Below are 19,170 nucleotides of genomic sequence, written 5' to 3' on the forward strand. Positions count from 1 at the left end.
AGAGGCTCAGGCCGCATTGCGCTCCGGGGATTATGCAACCGCCCGCGCTAAAGCTGCCGAGGCCATTGCATTGGAGCCGGAAAACCTCGGATACGCGTTGATGCCAGCTGGTATCGCGCAAAGAGAAGGCAAACACGAGGAGGCACTCACTGCATTGGAGGCAGTGGAAGAGACGTTCGGTAATCAACCCGCCATTGTTCTCTCAAGGGCTTCGGTTTTGAATGATACCGAAGGTGCTTCCGCCGCCCATGACTACCTGCGCGAACAATGGGAAACCTCCGGTAATACTCGTATTCTGGCCCCATTGATCAGGTTGGCCAGTACTGAAGATCCGGAGTCCATTAACGGGCTCACCAACGACTGGCTGGAAGCTGAGCCGGACAGTGTGGCAGCGCACATGGCCAGAGCTGACTGGCTGATGGCCAACAATCAGGAGATTGTAGCCGCCACCCACTATGAGCAGGTTCTGGCCCGTCAGCCCAACAATATTGCGGCACTCAACAACCTGGCCTGGCTGTTAAGGGAAGATGACTCGAGCCGTGCTCTCGGGTACGCCAGCCAGGCTCGCGAGCTTGCACCCAATAACGCGGCAGTACTCGACACCTATGGCTGGATTCTTCACCTGCAAGGCAATCACGAAGATGCCCTCGCCCTGATAGAACAGGCACTGTCACTGGCGCCGGACAATGCAGACATCCAGTCTCATTTGGAAACAGTCAAAGGAGCGATGTAAAAGACTCCGACACCACAGCACAATCTTCGCAATTTAAAAGGCCGGGACGAGCAGTCTTTCCGGCCTTTCTCATCTAGATGTCGGAAACTTTTACACTAAACCTACGCGAATCCATTTTTCGTTATATTTTTCAAGAAGTTAAATTAGTGGCATGATTCTGGCTTGCATAAAGCATAGGATCGGGTACGTAGTTCCCGTTCGGGAGCCAAACCATTCGCGAGGATGGGACGGAAAGCCAAGGATCTCTAGAAGAATAAGAGACAGCCTGGTTGCAAAGCACACTACAGGGACTTAGAGCTAAACAACCGGAGAATACCCATGAAACTTAAACTCATTGCTGCTGCAGTTGCTTTGTCCGCCTGGACAGCTTCGGCTGGTGCAGTTGTAGTAAATAATGATGGCGCTGATGGTGCAGGTACAGGGCTCCAGAGCGTCCTCGATAACATCACAATCGCCCCAAGCCCAACCCCAGGCGCCTCATCTGTAGACGTAAATGCAGATCAGTTGGATGACGGATTGGATAGCTATTGGGACATTACCGCCACTGGCGGCAGTGTAACGACATTCATTATGGAAATCGCTGGTCAGTCTGGCACGAATACGTTCGGCATTTATGATCGCCTTAACCCGATGAATTACGTGGAAATCTTTTCGGGCGCTGATTCCTTCAATCAGGGCTTTAACAGCCAAAAAACTGTAGCCATCTTGAGTGATGGTTCTGTTGGGATTAATGGTGCTGACTCAAATGTTGACTTCGGCAGCGGAGTTTTCGGCTATTACCTTGGCACAGCCAACGGCCCAGTCTTTTATTCTGATAGCTCATTGAATACGAACGGTGCCGACCAGATGGTTGCCTATCAGGGCACCAATACCGACACTATCCAAATACAGGGCTTTGATGAAGGCCTCTGGACAGACAATGAGTTTGTCTTAGGTTGGGAAGATGTACTTGGAGGCGATCAAGACTTCAATGACTTGGTAGTAATGGTCGAATCTGTAATCCCTGTTCCAGAGCCGGGCACCCTGGCCCTCCTCGGCCTCGGCCTTGCAGGCCTCGGTGCAGCCCGTCGTCGTCAGAGAGCCTGATTTCGATAGGGTGCCAAAAGCCAGCTTCGGCTGGCTTTTTTCGTGCTTTGATTTGTCTTTTACCGGAGTAGCAATCACGGTATTCTTCCAAAGACCAAGTAGTCCGGCGGAAAAATGATGTTAAGGAAGACATTCGACAACCTCCCCAATTCCCTCCCCTTTCTGGTTGTTTCAGCAGTTGCCGTCGTACTTTTCTATCCAACCTGGTTTAGGCTTGGCACCATTTGGCTCGAGTTCGAGCAGGTTTTGGCTCATGGCCTTGCCACCGCCGTCATTTTCCTGGGCATGCTAATGATTCATCCGCCCAGGCCCGCAGGCGGTACAAGCGGCTTGCTCTTGAAACCATACCACCTGCTCGGCGGTATCGCGCTAATTGGGGTTACTCTCGTGTGGCTCCTGCTTGAGTTGGTGCGTATTGATACCCTCGCCTACCTGATGCTGCCAGCAGGTGTAATGGCCGTCTCCTGGACATTGCTGGGTTTGAAAAAAGCGCTTAGCTTTCTGCCCTACGTTGCCCTACTGTCACTCTCACTGCCCTTCTGGGCAGACCTGGTGCCGCCGCTGGTATCGCTTGCCAGTGTTGTTGTCGGCAGTTGGGTTCGATTGTTCGGGATGACAGCGCTGATTGAGGGAAACAGTATTACCCTGCCCTACGGCCGACTCCTGATTGCCGATGGCTGTTCCGGCATTCGTTATTTTGCCATTTCCATTCTGCTGGCCATGATGACGTCCATTCTCAATGATTACCGCTGGAAAGGCTGGCTAATCACCGTCGTCGTCGCCATGCTGATCGGGTTGGTTGCAAACTGGGTGCGGATTACCATTCTGGTTTTTGTCGCCTATGAAACCAACATGCAGAGCGACCTTCTCACCGACCACGAAACCATGGGGTGGATTGTTTTCGGAGCTTTCATTCTGCCAGCTCTGTATTTCTCGCCCGTTCGCAAAAGAAGCAAGGCCAACCAGCAGCCCACAGCCATCAAGCTGAACATCGCCAAAGCCGGCATTCCGGCGCTCATCATTGCTGTGCTACTGGGCCCCGTGGCACTGACGCTTGCACAAACAAGCGCTGGCCAACAGGCGCCCTGGGCCCTGGAACTCGATGGCTTTCAGGCACGTGGAGAAAGCGCTGAATTGCCCTTACCAATCACCCTACCTTCACTTCTCGACCAGAAAATTCTGAAGGCCGGCAATACCGCGGTTTCTCTCGCGCAAAGCCAGAAAACCACAGCGGACGATAAATTGGTACCTTACCTGCCACCCATCTTCGACAACTCCACCTGGCAGATTGAAGAGCGAATGGGTCCGGGCATCTCGCTTTACCTCAACATCCTCACCCGCGATCGTGTCCTGATGGCTCAGTGGTATCAGGTAGGAAGCAGAAGTAGCCTGAATTACCGCAAGGCCAAACTGCTCCAGATTCCCGCCACGCTGACCGGCGAGAACCGCTTCGCGCTCGTGACCATCCAGGTGCCCTGCAGAGACAGGGACTGCGGCGACGAATTATCCCGACTCGAGCGCATCAAAACGATGGTAGAAACGCAGCTGTAAACCTGGGGATACACAGATCAAACTACTCGTCGAATTTCTTTACACAAGCCGAAACGGCTTCCCCAGAAATCCCTCTAAATCAACGGCGTAGGTATTGGCACCAATCCTGCTTAGGTAAGCGTAGGCTGCATTAACGCATTCGTTTACTTTGGGAAGTTCCAATATGATGTATAAACGGTTAGCCACACTCCTCTCCGCCACGCTTTTTAGCTTCTCCGTAAGCGCCGGCGTCATTTTCCAGGACAATTTTGATTCAGAACTGCCGAATGGTGGATCACAAACCAACTACGATGACTTCCTGAAGTGGGACGTTACTCTTGGTACTGTCGATCTTATTGCCACTCCGAACGACTGGAACCTCACCTGCGCTGGTGGCGTCGGCAAGTGCGTAGATCTGGATGGTTCCAATAAAAACGCGGGCACCCTCCAAAGCATCGCTTTGACCCTTGATCCGGGCACCTACACCCTGAGCTTCGACATCTCTGGCAACCAGAGGAACAGTGCGGCTGATTCCGTGGAAGTTTCTCTCGACGGTTTCCTCACAGAAACCTTTCTTGTGTCAGCCAATGACCCCTGGCAGACCATCGTCCGCGATATAACCCTGACCAGCCAGACCACCAGCAATCTGATCTTCGAACACAATGGTGGCGACAATATCGGCATATTGCTCGACAACGTTTCTCTGGTTCCAGAGCCGGGAACAGTTGCACTGCTGGGGCTGGGCCTGTTTGGCCTAATTGGCGCCCGCAAAAAATTTGGCGGTTGAATAAGGAAAGTCAGCAGTCTTCCTCGATGGCACAAATACCCTATCCCCGAATAGCAAAGGGATAAAAAAGGAGAAAAATATGTTCAAATTTGGAAACGGAAAAAGCCTGGCGACGGGTTTAGTTGGTGCGGCAGTTCTGGGCTTGAGCTCAACGGCAAGCGCCGGATTCATTCCAACCGGTTCAGTCACCGGTGTTGACGTTAAATATGCGGGAGACCTCTGCCCTACCATGGATTGCGTCGCACTTGACTGGACAGAATACAATGTGTCGGGCGGCGCAACACTCTTTGAGAGTGAAGGTGGCGTTGCCGCCAAACCTGGCAAAGATACCAGCCCGGCTGCATTGGATCGCGTTAGTTCTTTCAGCATCACAAGCTCCAGAGACAATCCCGAAGGTGCTATTGATCCGATCGTCGTGTCCGGCCTAGAGGGCTTGTTTGATCTTTACTGGGGTTCAATAGACAGCTACAACATCATTGAGTTTTTCTTAAACGGCGATTCACTGGGCGAGTATTCCGGAACTCAGGCGCAGGCACTTGCACCCGGTTCAGACGGCACAGCCAAACAGTATAATGTCGACGGATACTTCTTTTTCCAGGGCGAATTCGACAAAGTTGAGCTCAGCAGCACTGGTGGCGTTGCTTTTGAAGTTGCACGAGTGCCTGAACCCGGTACCCTTGCACTTCTTGGACTTGGCCTCGCCGGCCTTGGCGCAGCTCGCCGCAAGAAAATGGCCTGAGACTTTCAGGGCATAACACGAGCCAGCCTTCGGGCTGGCTTTTGTTTTTCGAGATAAAGAATTAAAACTGGCTCTTATCCAGCGCTATACTATCCCCCTCGCCAGTCCACAGAACCGCTTGCAGTGCCATAGATGATGACAGAGCCAACCAAAACCCGAATTCTCCACGTCACCTTCAACATGGGCTTCGGCGGCACCGAACAAGTCATCCGGCAATTGGTCACCAACCTCGATAAAAATCGGTTTCACAACGAAATCGCCTGCATTGATGGAGAAGTTGGCGCTATTGGCCAAGCACTGGAAACCGAGCACGGCATTAAGCACCATGCGCGGCAACGAGCCTCCGGCTTTGATTTAAAAACAATCCTCTGGCTCAGAAATCTGATCAAATCTGGCAAATTCGATATCGTTCATTGCCACCAATACTCACCCTACGCCTATGGCTGGTTCGCCCACTGGGGTACGGGCACAAAGGTAGTGTTCACTGAACATGGGCGCTTTCATCCGGACCAGTACCGCAAAAAAGCGAGGTTCATCAATCCTTTCATTGCCCGCACGTCCCACAAGCTCGTCGCCATCTCCTCCGCAACGCGCGACGCTCTGGTGGAATACGAATACCTGCCCAGAGCCCGAATCAGTGTCATCTACAATGGCATCGCGCCACTGAGAGTGACTGACGAAGAACGCTCGGCATTAAAGGAAAAACTGGGAATAGAACCAGGCCAAATGGTTATTGGCACCGTCGCCCGGCTGGATGCGGTAAAAAACCAGGCCCTGATGCTGAAGGCAACGCGAAGCCTGCTCGACCAGGGATTTCAGGTACGGCTGCTCCTGGTGGGCGATGGCCCAGAACGGCAAAATCTGGAGAAGCTTGCAGATGACTTGAACCTTGAGGAGTCAGTTATTTTTACAGGCTTTCAATCGAAGCCGGCCGACTACCTGAGCCTGATGGATATATTCCTTCTCCCCTCCTTTACCGAAGGCACTTCGATGACACTGCTTGAAGCCATGAGCCTGGGAATTCCCACAGTCGCTACCCGAGTAGGTGGAACGCCTGAAATCGTAGCCGATAGCGAAACGGGAAAGCTGGTTGAGAGCGACGATCTTCCTGCCTTTACCCTGGCAATCCAGGAATTACTGCAAGACCGGAGCGCACTTTCCAAAATGTCGCAACAGGCCAAGACGCGATTTGAGGAACGATTTTCCGCAGAACAAATGGTGCAGCAATACGAACGCTGTTATGAATGATTTATCATCCTGAAAAATAATGGCCAGCGCTACTCTGTCACCAATCGGTTGCCAGAACCTTCATAACTCCCACCATCGCGGGTGCCAATCGGCGCATCCACCGTATTATTGGTCGCACTGGCCCCACTGGTATCAAACCGGAATTCAATAGAGCGATTCAGGTTTCCCCGGGTAAACACCTCATTTCCCTCTACGATGGTGCCTGGCGAACTCCACACAATAATTGCCCCATCAGATCCCCGGCGCCTTTGAGTGCTGTAAAGTCCCTCGTCATAGTCAATGCGGTTATTTCGAATGGCTCCACCAGAGTGATCCTCCGGCCGATCCAACAAACCGAACGCGATAGCTCGATCGACATTCACAAAAGTGTTGTTTTCCACAACAGTGTCGCGAGCACCGTTCCACATTAAAACAACGGGCGCCCAAAGGTGGTCCGCGTGATCCGGTGCATGAAAGTTTTCAAAGTGATTGTTCCGGATAACCCAGTTGGCACCGGCATGGACATCTACACCATTGGTATAGCCAGTGCCGCCACCCCGGTCGATCATCGGAGGCCCTTCGGTATATGCGAAAACCGAATTTTCAACAAGGCCTCCATCAACGCCATCACCAAAATCAGATGGGTTCGCTTTGATTAACTGCTTGCCGGTATCCAGAATCCGAATATTCTGAAAGGTCGGCGATTCGGCTCCCGGGTTCAAAACTATGCCATGCTGATAGAAGGCACGAATGGTGAGGTTCTGCACTGTAAGGCCAGATGCATCAGTCCAGATGCCGTGAGGGGCTCCATTGTCATCCGGGTTGTCCATGCCCGCCCCCCTTAGAGTCACATCGCCGCATCCATTACCATTACCCCTAATCGTGATATCACGAACACGAATAGCAACCGTTGAAGTGAGGTTATACTCACCAGGATCTAATAAGATCACGCTGCCGGGAGAAACAGATCGTACCACTCGAGAAAGTTCACTCGCGCTGCCAACATTTATCGTCTTTCCTGGTACGGGCTCCAGCAAACCATTTATAGAACACTGAATTGGCTGCTCAACCGCAAAGGCGACTCGAACAAATAGCAGTGGAGCTAAGCAAAAACTGAACGTTTTTTTCAAAAAGGCTGGTGTCGGCAGGTAGGAGCCCATCATTAATAGAGATTCCTTTACAAGGATATGCCTAGTAGCATGCTATAATGACTTCCACTGTTAAATGTACCCTGCATTAAATTATGATAAGTTTCAGCGCTACGTCCTTTGTCATCAACTTTTCAATAACTAACCCTTTATGACTGTTCTTCTGACCGGTCTGGCTATCTTAGTCATAACTGCAATCGCTGCAGCAATAGTTGTCAAGCGCTACTTAAAACCAGTTGATGTTTGGAACATACCTGTAGAAAACCCTGAAACCTTCACAAGCCTGGACTCAAATCTAGTCAAACTTGGGCTCAACGGCGACCTGTCCTGCAGGGATTTTGATTACATTTTCACCTATTTGCTACAGGGCATTCATAGCTACTCTTCCAAAAACCATGCTCGAATAATATACCCCGGCATCTCGGGAACTCGAGGCACGGTTGTGGAGGGGCTCGAAGGTTTCGCTCGCACTGCCGTCTTGCTAGCCACATGGCTTAAGTCCGGCAAACCCAAAAAGGTCGCGCTTTTCACCGGTGAGACGTTTGATATTGAACACCATATTCTGACAGGCTTGATCCACGGCACCTCCCCCACATCCGCAGAATACTGGGGCGATATCACGCACCTCGATCAACGAATAGTCGAAGCTGCAGATATTTCAATCGCCTTGTGGCTAATGAAGGATCAGGTAAAAAGTTGTTTATCGGAGGACCAAATTGACAATGTTCTAACGTGGCTGGCAATGGCCAATAATAAAGAAATCTACGGTTGAAATTGGCATTTATTTCTGCTCATTATCAATTGCGTCCTTCTAGATTTCGGTCGAAACGGTCATGAAAGCGAAGTGCATAATCATTACCAGGCGTTTAAACAGTTTCATGTTGGCCTTGGCTGGTTCACTGACGGTCCGCATGGCGAAATAGACTATTACAATGTATGGCAGATGCAGTACATGCTGTTCTGGGCAAACCGGATATCACCAACTCTCGATCCAGAGTTTATCGTTCAATCCTTTGGTCATTTTTTTGAGATCTATCAATATTTCATCGGGCCGAACGGAATACCGATATTCGGAAGAAGTTGTTGTTACCGGCTCGCAGCCGCGCCCCCATTACTAGCTGCGTCAATGCACCATCCAAAGCTTTGGCAAGGGAAGGCCCGGCTCGCTTTGACCAACACTTGGTCTTATTTTCTCAAACATGGCGCGCTCAAATATGGCCGGGTTACTCAGGGATACTTTCATGATGATGAAGATTTGCTAGAAAATTACAGCGGTCGAGCAAGCCCTCTATGGTCTTTACGCTCCCTTTCTCTAGCGTTTTACCTAGTACCAGATCACCATCTTTGGGAAACTGAAATAGAAAAACTACCAATTGATATTTCCAGTTATGATAGATATTTTGATAACTTAAACATCAGAATAACCGGCGACACTGTTACGGGAGAAATTGTGATATTTCCCAATTATAAAGAATCTTCTAGCGGTCAAAAACTAAACACGACCTTTAAACGGATGTCTTCGATGCGACGATTAATACAGTATTTTGTTAAATGACCTTTAAAGATTGAAAACTACGGCGCAAAGTATAGAAGAACAAGATATAGCTCGCGGAACCCGTTTTTGAATAGACTGCGTTAACAATATACAAGGAAGACAAATGTACGTTAGTGTTATAATCCCGACCTATAATCGTCTTGAAGACTTGATTCAAACCATCCCACAGATAGCGTCTATCTTGGACGACCAATCCGAATTAATTATATACGATCAATCTGACTCGTATAGGCCAGAGACTCTTGATGGTAAACTTAAGGGCTTACTAGGAAACCAAAACTATACATACATTCATAGTGAAACTCCCTCCGTAACTCTAGCCTGGAATACTGCTGCTACACTGGCCAAAGGCGAAGTATTGCTCTTTCTAGATGATGACATTGACCTTATCAGCAATATTATTGAAGATCACAGAAAGTATTATAGGGCGCAAAATAATATTGTCGGGGTTGCAGGTAGTTATTATGCTGGATCAGTCAATCGTCCCTGGGTTCCTAGTTCCAAACATGGAATTGCGACGACATGTGCTGGCGTCAATATCTCCATCAGAACGGAAACGTTTCTGAAGACTGGGGCCGCATCCGACTACATAAAGCCTTTTGCGGGCTTCGATTGGGAATTCGCGGAATTCGTCACTAAAAATTACGGGAAGCTAGCCGTCGGAAATGACCTATTCGTCATGCATCGAGCGCCTGCTTCTGGCGGTTGTGGTAATCAGGCGGAGCGCGGTATTGATTGGTACTATGGATGTTACTTCAACCATTTTTTATGGATGTTTTCTCGAAGAGGACTCTTCAAATTCAGTAGGCTACCGAGACACGTTTACTGGCTGATGAGATATTGCATTCCACCCAAGCACATACTCATGACTACCGATTTTTTCCGCCAAAGCATCTTGGAAGCATTTGTCGCTGCCCGGAAAAAACATCACAGAAACGCAAGACAGCGCAGAGCAGAGAAATCAAGATCCACCGAATATAATGTCTGCTCCGAAGTAAGACGCAGAAGTAGCTAATTCATGCCTGGCAAAAAGTTCGGAGTTCACCCTTAACCGAAGCCGTTAAATTAGTCCCTCGGATTTCTTCGGACGAACTATATAAATAGTCTTTAGACCGTAATACTTCTAAAACGTCTCCCAGTCTAGAGCGACCCTATTTCCTTATATTGAACTGAAAGCGACCAACCAGTGACATAAGGAGCGCACGTTCCCTGTCTGACAACCCGAACTTCAAATATATACTAAAAAGGAAAATTATTAGGAGAAGAGAAAAAAAACCATTAATCGATAATATAACTAAATTGAAGTCCCAAAAACCAATAGAATCTCTTAACATTACTAATGACAATGAGCATACACCAGAGGATAGGAATAAGGCGCAAAGGTTTATGAAACCGCCACAAAGGAATACTTTCTTGTATGTGTATAAATATAACGCAGCTGCAAATATAAGCTCAGCCAAAACCTTAACCAAAACTAATACATATAGATCGTAACCAGAAGCAAAGAGAAGCAAAATTACGATACCAACCGTAGAAACTAGCTCATATAAAAAGATTATTTTCGTATTGAAGGATACCATCAAAATTCTAAACGATTGAGAAATCAAAATGAAAGATAAGACCGAGACAGACAAAAAAGAAAACAAATAAGCATAATCAGTCCATTGTTTTCCAAGGAAGAAGGCGACCAGCTCATTCGCATTAACAAACATGAACGCAACAGTGGGTGCCACAAGAATCGTCAACACCTTCATGGTTAAATTTGCTTGGTATTTAAATTCCTCAAGATTGTCGCTAACTTTTCCCATTTCCACATGCAAAGGCTCTACTAGCGGACCAAAAATTTGGAGCGCGGGAATAGACGAAAAGTATTTCATATTATTATAGGCTCCCAGTGCTGCGCTTTGGAAAAATGCACTGACAACTAATGTGTCCGCATGGTTACGGAAATACCCCAACATAGATTTTGGAATCAGCCACTTCGAAAACGACCATTGTTCTCTTATATTTGATATATCTATCCGAGGCCGATAGTCAGTAATCCTATATGATAAAGACGTCACAAGAATCTCGAAGACTATTTGTCCAATTATTAATGCCCAATAATTTTTGAATATAAACGCGATTGCCACAGCGAACCCTATTGAAACCATTTTCGCAAGGACTGTAATTTTGACAATCGGCCCATACCGTTGCTGTCGCTTGAGAAGCATCAGCCCAGGATTACGTAGCATCCCAAATATAACTATGAAACCCGTAGCGCTTATGATCCACAATAATTGTATGGAATCTCTAAACCAGGCTACTATCGGGGCTGCAATCAACAGCAATGCCAAAGCGATGGACTTTAACGCTAAGTCTAATGTCCAAGCTGAATTCAACTCGCTTTCATTTACTGATTTTTTCTGTATTATATAAGACTCTGTACCCGCATCAACGATGGCCTCCACAAACCAAAGCGCCAACATTGCTATTGCCACTAAGCCAAAATCTTCAGGCGTCAATAACCTTGCGAGCACCAAAGTACTCACCAAACCTAGTGCTCTCTGGATAAATTTTTGAATAATTAGGAACGACGAACTTCTCAATACATTGATCATTTATTTATCAGGGCCTAATTCATACACGGGAATGAGTTTCATCTATACCCGAATTCGGCAAATGTACGCGACTAAAAGAGTTGTGGACAGTAAACAACCTAAAAGCTATCAGGAGATCCTTGGACCCAAATGATTTAAAATAAGTTTAGCCACTAAGCCGTAGTGGGAAATTGAAACAAATTAAGGTGGAAGCCTCTAATCTGGACCTTCTTAATAGCTTAAAAAGACATTTACCCTTACTCGAAATGATCATTTTTGTATACTGATATTAACTTATCCATCTTTTTTACGAAATTGCCGGTAAAACTACAGAGATTTATAAGCCGATCGCTAGGATAAAGAAACATATTTTTCGTTGACAATATGTCAACTATCCTGTTAAAAAAGCAATTAATTTTGCGAGCACTGAGCCGCAGTCAAGTCACAACTGTGCACCGACCTGCTACGTTGCTAATAGGCACGGCCTGTTATTGCTGCTCCACCCTTTCTTAAACTCCCAAGTATTCCAAAACCCATGCCGAGGCACTCAACCCGTCACACGCTTAAACTTACGAAAAGCCACACTGCCTCTCTCAAAAAGGGAGAACGAACCGAGAAACCTTAACTCAAATGGAAGTCTTAAGATCTGTACAAAACTCAAGCGACGACATTTTTAAAAACACCTATTCCTTTGACCGTTTAATACGAAGCCTAGTGCTCTACCGTTTAATTTCACTCAGATCCGAGTTTACTCGACAGAAATACCGCTGGGAGCAGAGGGCCGCCGACCTGTCTCAATAGAATATTTTAGAAGGATTGGCGCAGACTCATATTGATTTTGCAACGAATCAGCTTCGCCTAACATGAAATAGAGATCCTGATTCTCATAATCATAGTAAGCAGCAATCATGACCCTAGGCTTTGTAAAAGCAGCTTGTATTTCAAACGGTAACTCCAAAGTGCCGTATTCGTAGGGCCTTACGTCGTATGGCGCAACCAATCCTTGTTTTACTTTAACGAAATCTTCCACGTCCCAGAGCCAGTAATGATTGTAAATGTCTGAAGAAATATAAGGACAAGCACCACCACATAAACGGCCATCGTCTTGAGTAATCTTATACCCAATTCCGGATTCATGCCCACCGCTATTGCCAAAAACAGCATAGGTATTAGTTCCTGGGACAATAAAACCTGTGTAGGCGCTGGAAACTTCAGTCCAGAGATCATTGCTCAGAGATTTATTATAATGGTCGGGATGCAGTTGGTTGTCTATTGAAAAAGAAAGTAATTCATTAGTTTCGATCACATCACCGGATTTACTGTTCAGTAGGTTTTCTTTACTCACAGAGAATGCGCTTGGCCCCATACTGTTACGGCCGTTAATAGGAAGATTGCTTGCGAATCCGAAGATTAAATCACCTCCTAAAGACTCCTGTAGTGGTGTGGGAATCTCAGTAACCCACCCTGCAGATTTAACCTTTGGTTCGAGTTTGAAATAACCATCAATTTCGGAGGTGCCAAGGTTGTTTAGGTCTTCTAAGAAGAAACTCGTATCCGTGTTGTCTGCGTTACCGTCATAGAATTGAGCGGCGTTTACCCAGATCCCGCCATCGATTTTGTGCATGCCTGTGATAGTGTTGATGCTGTCCACATTCTCCGAGGGAACCCTGTCGAGAATTCTCGAGAAGGGCTGAACATTTCGTACCATTGGCAGTTCTGCTAAGTTTTCCGATCTAGAGAAACCCTCGATAGCAAACTCTGCTATAGCCATGTGCTGGCTGTGGCCGATCACAAATAGAGAGTTCCGAGCTGAATCTATCAGAAATGTTCCATTTGCAAAACCCATCCTACTCTCGCCGTACGTCGAAACCGGTATGCGCGATGCTCCCTCATAAACCAAGTCATTGATAGAAAATATTTTTTCCTGCGCACCGGCAATGCCAGTCAAGGGTAAAAGAACTGCAAATATCGCTATTCTATAATTTTTCATAACTCACCGTTAGCTAATAAAAATACCTTGTGACCGCCAATCTTCGAATGCTGTAAAGCCTTAAATACGCGTCTCGATGGTTTACATCGGGATTATCTTCAATGTACGAGGAGCTCGTTGTCGACACCATACAACAATTAAACCACCTTCGTTACGATCCTAAAGAATCATGCCCCTACTTACTGCTAATTAATGCATAATGCTCCGCGAATTTACACAAATCAACATTTTTTTACTTAGAACATTCCTTTATTTACAAAAATTATTTAAATTATTTTTTTATAACATTAAAGTCCCTGCCAACCAAATTATTATAAGAAATAAGATTTATTATTAACGCAATATAGAATGGCTCATAAATTATTAAGTCAAGAAATATCGAGCATATAAAAAAACCAATTATGCTGATACTTGAAGCAGTCAAAGCAAAAACGCAATTATCGTTTAAAGATAATTTCTTTTTTCTTGCAAACCTTAATCTGGAAAATGCAAGATAAATCAGCGTCAAGAACAAAACGCCAGTTATCAAACCTGTATTAGCAGCAAAGTTGATAAAGGTATTATGAGCGACATGAGGGGTTTTTCCAGGAAAATGATTGCTAGTCGCTGCCTCGAACATTTGAACACCCGCGCCGAAAATTGGGTATTCCGGAATTAATTTAAGGCCTGCTTCCCAAGATACCAGCCTTGGGTTGATCGGCTCTTCAGCGTTGACAGTTGCTGATTCTAAGGTACCTGTCGCTCTGTCTAAAAGCATTGAGCCCTGGTAAAAAAGGAATAAGATAAAAGACATCGCAATTACAATATTCGCTTTTCTAGAACGTAACACGTAGGCAAGTGGTAAGAATGAAATCAGTGAAGCCAAAAGTGCGGCACGTGAACTAAAAAGTACCATTGCATGCCATGCGAGGGGCACAACAAGAATAATCCCAGCCTTTTGTATTGGGCTTTTAACCCTGAAAAACAGCAAAATTATGAACGGCAAACACATCACAATCAAGGTTGATAATACGTTTGCATCTTGATAAGGACTTTGGCTTGGACCGACTAAACGGTTGTTAAAAAACTTGTGCCACTCTTGATTGATGTATGCTGAATTCGCCCAATAAACGTAATATATGCCGACTGCAACAAACGTATAACAAAGGTACTTGAGAGCTTTTTCATTTACAAAAAGAGGAATCATTACAAAGTACATAATAACGATGCTATTGAATGTACTCAGCACCAACTCCGGAGACACCGATGCTGGCATGCCTTTGTATGGCGAGAAATAATGTGACAAATGCATCCATGCCCAGATTATCAATATAATAAAATTTTGTTTATCCTTATAAACGACAAGATTCGCTTTTTTTTGAGCGATCGAAAACAGTAAACCCAGTATGGCGAGACCAGCTGTAATTCGGAAAATCGGTATACCGTGGAAAATCCAATGCCAGATGTATTGAGGCTGTAAAAGGCTATTTGCAACATAAGCGAGCCCGGCGATCCAGGGAGCGAACAAAAGAGACGCTCCCGCGCCAAAGATCAAGACATATAGAAGCAATCTACCCATCATTGAAACCTAAATATTTTTTTCAAATATTTTTAGAAAAGGAAATTTCAGGGTGCAAAAAAGAAATGTTTTAATAAATTTAGGGTTGGTCGGATGCTGTCTCAAAACACTCAACATCGTCGAAAGTGCTTCTTGTGCCTGTCCGTTTCGCCAAAGGTAATTATAGGATATGAGCCAAAAGCGAATGTCTGCAATTTGTTGGGTTGCCTCAGCGATGATTTCGGGTTCGTTGGTTAATTTTCTTATATCTGCCAGGCTTCGACAAAGCTCGTTTTGAACCGAAACCGCCTTGTCGATGTCGCTCTGGTTTCGATTGGTGTCTGAAAGATTGTTTGAATGCACGTTATAGATGACACCTAACCGATCCACATACCCAATTCGGTACCCCTTGGTGATCGCGGCCATCAGGAAATATCGGTCTTCGCCGATTCGATAGTCTGGAATTTTTATGTCACTGGCAAGCTTCGCCCTTACTATCGAATTCTGGAAGCCAGCGTGAATCGGCGTATTCAGCTGTGTTAATGCAAGCTCATGATTGCATTTAAACAGGTAGATATCGCCGTACTGCTCGCGATCTAGCTTCTGAAAGCTAAGCGGTTGATTTGAATTTTCATCCAGGAAGGTTGATTCATGAAGGGTGACACCTGACTCATGATCAACTCTTCGACAGGGGCAATAAACCCAGTCCATTTCTGGGACTTTTTCCAAACGGTCAATCAATGTCTCGAGATAAGTGGGCAGCCAGTAATCGTCACTATCAAAAAACGCAATAAATTCCTGCTCTTCTATAAACTGCTGTCCTGTGGCCCTGGCAGCACCCGGTCCGGCGTTGGACTGTTTCACATAAGTGATACTCTGATAGACTCCATTGACCAACCTGGTTACTTCGTCCAAAGGATGATCGCTGCTTCCATCATCTACGATGACTAGGTTCCAGTCCTGGTAGGTCTGCTCACCTAGTGATCGAAATGCCTGATCGAGAAAATGCCGTCGATTGTATATCGGCATGATAATCAGACAACGGGATTGACTAGACGACAGTTCATTAAATCGATGAATTTCCAGTGTCATTTAATTGCCTCCAGCTTCCCATAGAGTTCCCGAAACTCATCCGAGAAGCGAGTCAGGCTAAAATTCCGTGACACATCATGGTGGGCTTCTTGGCCGAGGATTCTGCGTCTATTGGGATTCTCTACGAGAAACTTAATGGCATCTGCCATAGCATTCGGGTCGTGCGCCCGGAAAAGCAAACCATTCTTGTTATGTTTGACCGCCTCCGGAATCCCGTTCACGGAAGTCGATGCAAGAGGCAAGCTAAATGCCATGGCTTCTAGTATTGAAATGGGGAACGCCTCTTCATGGGATGCACAGACGAGAATATCCAGCTCATTTAGATAGTCTCGAACATTATCGACCTGTCCGTGGAATACGAACATATCATGCAGTCCCAACTCCGCTATACGCGCTTTTAGCAAGCTTTCCCGCGACTCGCCAAAAAGATCACCACCAATTATATGTACGCGGATATCAGGGCAATCTGGATAAAGTATTGCGATTGCTTCGATGAGATCCAGGTGGCCTTTTCTCTCTTGGAGATTCGCGACAATGCCAATGTTGGTTTTGTCAGTGGGCAAGATTCTCTTTGGGGAGGAAAAAGGTTTAAAAATGTCGACATCTACACCGTTATGTATGACCTGATGAGAGGATGCCTTAAAGGCAGTCTCTACACGTTGAGAGACGGCTTCCTTCAGCTCGTGACTGCAGTACACAAAATGGCATTTGTATGGAGGCGTTTTGAAAATCCACTTTAATGCAGACGTTTCGATAGGGAAGTGAACATGGCAAACGAGTGGAATGGCCAATTTTTTCGAAGGCTGGACTAACGTTCGGGTTACGAACAGATCCCCGGTATGAATAAGGTCTATTTGATTCTCACGCAGGAATTTGAGCCAGCGTCGGTAACCTTTAATAGTTTGAATGGGCTTCTTCGCGTCCGGCTGCTGGATTTCCAGGGAGGATGCCCTTGCGCCGAGTTCCCTGGCCGCATCGAGAAAAGGTCCTTCTTCGGGCGTCACCAGGAAGGCTTGGTGTGAACGCCCATCAAGCCCTCGGATGATGTCGAGCGTAACGCGCTCTGCGCCACCGATTTTCCCAACATTGTGAACGTAAAGTATATTCATGCCTGAATCCCTGGCCTTTCACTAAACTGTTTCCTTAATCGTTTCAAAACCTTGTGACGGAAAGGCGCCACTTTTCCCAAGGCCGTAAACGTGACACCTTGTCGAAGGATATCCCGGTTAATCTCATTCATCGTTGCAGGCCACTCTGTAAATGGCAGCGCATCCAAATAAGGCTCCTGAAGCTGGCCCGCTTTGTAGCGGCATATTCGATTAATATAAAGTCGAATATCATCAGGCTTCCACGGTTTAAGACTGTCAAAACGGTAGCCAACGCCTTCCACAAACGTCACCCGAGGCTGATAATCGTCCTTTTGGTGCTCCAGGTTGTCGTTTACTAATTTGGTGATTTGAGCGTCTATCCAGCTCAAACCAATCGGTAAGCGGATTCCCTGCTGCGCCAGTCGTTGAATGAACTCGTTTTTAAGTCCATAGAGGTTCCCGAAAAGGCATGAATAACTCGTAGCCAATTCAATGTATTGCCTTATGTTACGACCGGTTTGGGGTAAGCCGGTTACCGCATTTTTTGTCGGGGAATTGATAAGCTGTTCGAGTAGCTTTGGGAAGGCCTGGTCAGTAAACGTCACATCGCTGTCGACAAAAAAGTGGACGTCGGCTTTCGGCAAATGGTGATAAACATACTCGTTCCAGGCATTACACTTATCGCCAAGAGACAGTTCGACGACTTCACAGGCAACCGCCGCGCCTTGCATTGACGCATGTGCAACCTCCACGGTCTGATCCGTGCAGCCATTGGCGACTACTGTGAGTTTCGTTATCCGATGGTCGCAATTAACGAGAATGCTGCGAATCGTCTGCGCAATGGTTTTCTCTTCGTTATAGGCGAACGTAACCACTGAATAGGATTCGCTCATAGTGCGCCTCCTTGCTGCTGGAATACTGCCTTTGCTCTCTCGGTATGCTTTCCCCACGTAAGGTTTTGCAGAACATGCTGCCTGCATACGTTTGGCTGGAAAGCTCCCTGCTCTAGCTCCTTTTTTAACGAGATTACGGCATTCGCAATCGTCTCCGGGCTCGTGCAGTCAACAACCTCTCCTGTTTTGCCAACCTCCATCGTTTCTGCGGTACCACCAGAGTCGCCGGCGATTACAGGTTTACCGGCCGCTTGGGCTTCGACCAGTACCATGCCAAACCCCTCGATGTCGTTGCCGTCGGATCGGTTTGGCAGTATGAAAAGGTCGCACTGTTGGTAGCAGCGGATCAGGTCTTCGTCTTCGATTTCATCCATGAACTGCACGTGCGCCTCCAGGCCAAGTTTCTTTACCTCGGCCACCAGATTTGGGTAGTTATCGCCCTGCCCCACTATCCCATAGAGGATGTTGGGTATTTCCTTCTTTATCTGTGGAATAGCCTCAATCATTTTGTCGTGGCCTTTACGCCGCTGGAGCCTGCCCACCGTCAGGCACACAAATCGGTCATCCCAACCAACCTTTCTCCGAAAGGCGGGATCCGGCTCTGCAGGGCAGAAGGTTTGTTCATCCACACCCGGGTTGATCACTTCAATCTTTTTGGCAGGTACATGCCAATGCTCCATAAGAAGCGACTTGGTATTCTGGCTATTACAAATCAGCCGGTCGGCCCCCCGCAAGACACGATTCACTATCCAGGTGAGTTCGCGGCTTGTGCGCGCCACTTCAATATCCTCACCGTGCACGTAACACAACAGCGGTTTGCCCAGCAGCCTGGCCAGAAGAAGGCCAATGAATCCTTCCGGAATGGTGCGCCCACAGTGAATCTGGCTTAAACCCTTGGGTTTGAGGCGCAGAACACGCATCAATGTCCGCACATAAAAAATGAGCCCAGTCACGCTCAGCAGTCCCCAACTTGGTGATGCCATCGCTGTCCGGTATATGCGCTGGGGAAATTCTGCATCCACCCTTTGGTCCGCCGGATCGGCATTGTGCTGTGTCACGATGGTTACCGTGCCGGGCTCAAGCCTGCGATAGAGTTCATAAAACCAGCGGCCACTACCCCCGTGGCGGGGCGGGAAAATTTCGCTGAGTAGTAATATCGACATTCATTCAATCCAGAGCGTGAGCT

The 19,170-nt window shown here is 47.0% G+C and carries 14 protein-coding genes, 2 pseudogenes and 1 riboswitch; of the genes and pseudogenes, 8 read left to right on the forward strand and 8 right to left on the reverse strand.

Going from position 1 to position 19,170, the window contains the following annotated elements; translation table 11 throughout:
* The 6 genes and pseudogenes from KYE_RS07170 to KYE_RS07195 all read left to right on the forward strand — a co-directional run.
* On the forward strand, positions 1-733 hold a 733-nt coding region (locus KYE_RS07170), incomplete at its 5' end, for a tetratricopeptide repeat protein (protein WP_008171875.1).
* A 194-nt stretch (positions 734-927) separates the two neighbouring features.
* A riboswitch (cyclic di-GMP riboswitch) is annotated at positions 928-1,010 on the forward strand.
* Positions 1,011-1,051: 41 nt separating this feature from the next.
* On the forward strand, positions 1,052-1,819 hold the full coding sequence (locus KYE_RS07175; RefSeq protein WP_008171877.1) for a DUF4114 domain-containing protein: 768 nt from the start codon (positions 1,052-1,054) through the stop codon (positions 1,817-1,819).
* Between the two features lie 117 nt (positions 1,820-1,936).
* The gene (locus tag KYE_RS07180) at positions 1,937-3,370 is read left to right on the forward strand and encodes an exosortase/archaeosortase family protein (RefSeq protein WP_039881909.1); all 1,434 of its coding nucleotides are present in this window, start codon (positions 1,937-1,939) and stop codon (positions 3,368-3,370) included.
* Positions 3,371-3,536: 166 nt separating this feature from the next.
* Complete coding sequence (locus KYE_RS07185; protein WP_202945856.1) at positions 3,537-4,136, forward strand: PEP-CTERM sorting domain-containing protein; 600 nt, start codon at positions 3,537-3,539, stop codon at positions 4,134-4,136.
* Positions 4,137-4,782: 646 nt separating this feature from the next.
* A pseudogene (locus KYE_RS22310) lies at positions 4,783-4,875 on the forward strand (PEP-CTERM sorting domain-containing protein); the annotation flags it as partial.
* A 135-nt stretch (positions 4,876-5,010) separates the two neighbouring features.
* Entirely contained in the window at positions 5,011-6,123 is a 1,113-nt protein-coding gene (locus tag KYE_RS07195; protein WP_039881910.1) for a glycosyltransferase, read from the forward strand.
* Positions 6,124-6,152: 29 nt separating this feature from the next.
* Here the strand turns inward: KYE_RS07195 and KYE_RS07200 are convergent, their stop codons facing one another.
* Positions 6,153-7,265 (reverse strand): right-handed parallel beta-helix repeat-containing protein, encoded by a 1,113-nt coding sequence (locus tag KYE_RS07200; RefSeq protein WP_081467511.1) that lies wholly within the window; start codon positions 7,263-7,265, stop codon positions 6,153-6,155.
* A gap of 136 nt (positions 7,266-7,401) precedes the next feature.
* Between KYE_RS07200 and KYE_RS21915 the strand changes: the two are divergent.
* Both KYE_RS21915 and KYE_RS07210 read left to right on the forward strand, forming a co-directional pair.
* Positions 7,402-8,805 (forward strand): annotated as a pseudogene (locus KYE_RS21915) (DUF2264 domain-containing protein).
* 103 nt (positions 8,806-8,908) lie between these two features.
* Positions 8,909-9,820 (forward strand): glycosyltransferase, encoded by a 912-nt coding sequence (locus tag KYE_RS07210; protein WP_008171891.1) that lies wholly within the window; start codon positions 8,909-8,911, stop codon positions 9,818-9,820.
* Positions 9,821-9,956: 136 nt separating this feature from the next.
* Here the strand turns inward: KYE_RS07210 and KYE_RS07215 are convergent, their stop codons facing one another.
* The 7 genes from KYE_RS07215 to KYE_RS07245 all read right to left on the reverse strand — a co-directional run bounded on the left by KYE_RS07215 (position 9,957) and on the right by KYE_RS07245 (position 19,147).
* Positions 9,957-11,405: an oligosaccharide flippase family protein gene (locus KYE_RS07215; RefSeq protein WP_008171892.1), complete on the reverse strand. Its 1,449-nt coding sequence runs from the start codon at positions 11,403-11,405 to the stop codon at positions 9,957-9,959.
* A 727-nt stretch (positions 11,406-12,132) separates the two neighbouring features.
* Positions 12,133-13,374 carry a hypothetical protein gene (locus KYE_RS07220; RefSeq protein WP_008171893.1) on the reverse strand — a complete coding sequence of 414 codons (1,242 nt, stop codon included), beginning with the start codon at positions 13,372-13,374 and terminating at the stop codon, positions 12,133-12,135.
* A 271-nt stretch (positions 13,375-13,645) separates the two neighbouring features.
* On the reverse strand, positions 13,646-14,932 hold the full coding sequence (locus KYE_RS07225; protein WP_008171894.1) for an O-antigen ligase family protein: 1,287 nt from the start codon (positions 14,930-14,932) through the stop codon (positions 13,646-13,648).
* 9 nt (positions 14,933-14,941) lie between these two features.
* Positions 14,942-16,003, reverse strand: coding sequence for a glycosyltransferase family A protein (locus KYE_RS20870; RefSeq protein ID WP_008171896.1), 1,062 nt, complete (start codon positions 16,001-16,003; stop codon positions 14,942-14,944).
* Entirely contained in the window at positions 16,000-17,112 is a 1,113-nt protein-coding gene (locus KYE_RS07235) for a glycosyltransferase family 4 protein (protein ID WP_008171897.1), read from the reverse strand. The genes KYE_RS20870 and KYE_RS07235 overlap by 4 nt, the downstream gene beginning before the upstream one ends.
* Complete coding sequence (locus KYE_RS07240; protein ID WP_008171898.1) at positions 17,109-17,984, reverse strand: glycosyltransferase family A protein; 876 nt, start codon at positions 17,982-17,984, stop codon at positions 17,109-17,111. The genes KYE_RS07235 and KYE_RS07240 overlap by 4 nt, the downstream gene beginning before the upstream one ends.
* Positions 17,981-19,147, reverse strand: coding sequence for a glycosyltransferase family 4 protein (locus KYE_RS07245; RefSeq protein WP_008171899.1), 1,167 nt, complete (start codon positions 19,145-19,147; stop codon positions 17,981-17,983). Before KYE_RS07245 ends, KYE_RS07240 begins: the two co-directional genes overlap by 4 nt.
* Positions 19,148-19,170: the final 23 nt, after the last annotated feature.

The sequence above is a fragment of the Marinobacter manganoxydans MnI7-9 genome, from assembly GCF_000235625.1.
Taxonomy (GTDB): Bacteria; Pseudomonadota; Gammaproteobacteria; order Pseudomonadales; family Oleiphilaceae; genus Marinobacter; species Marinobacter manganoxydans.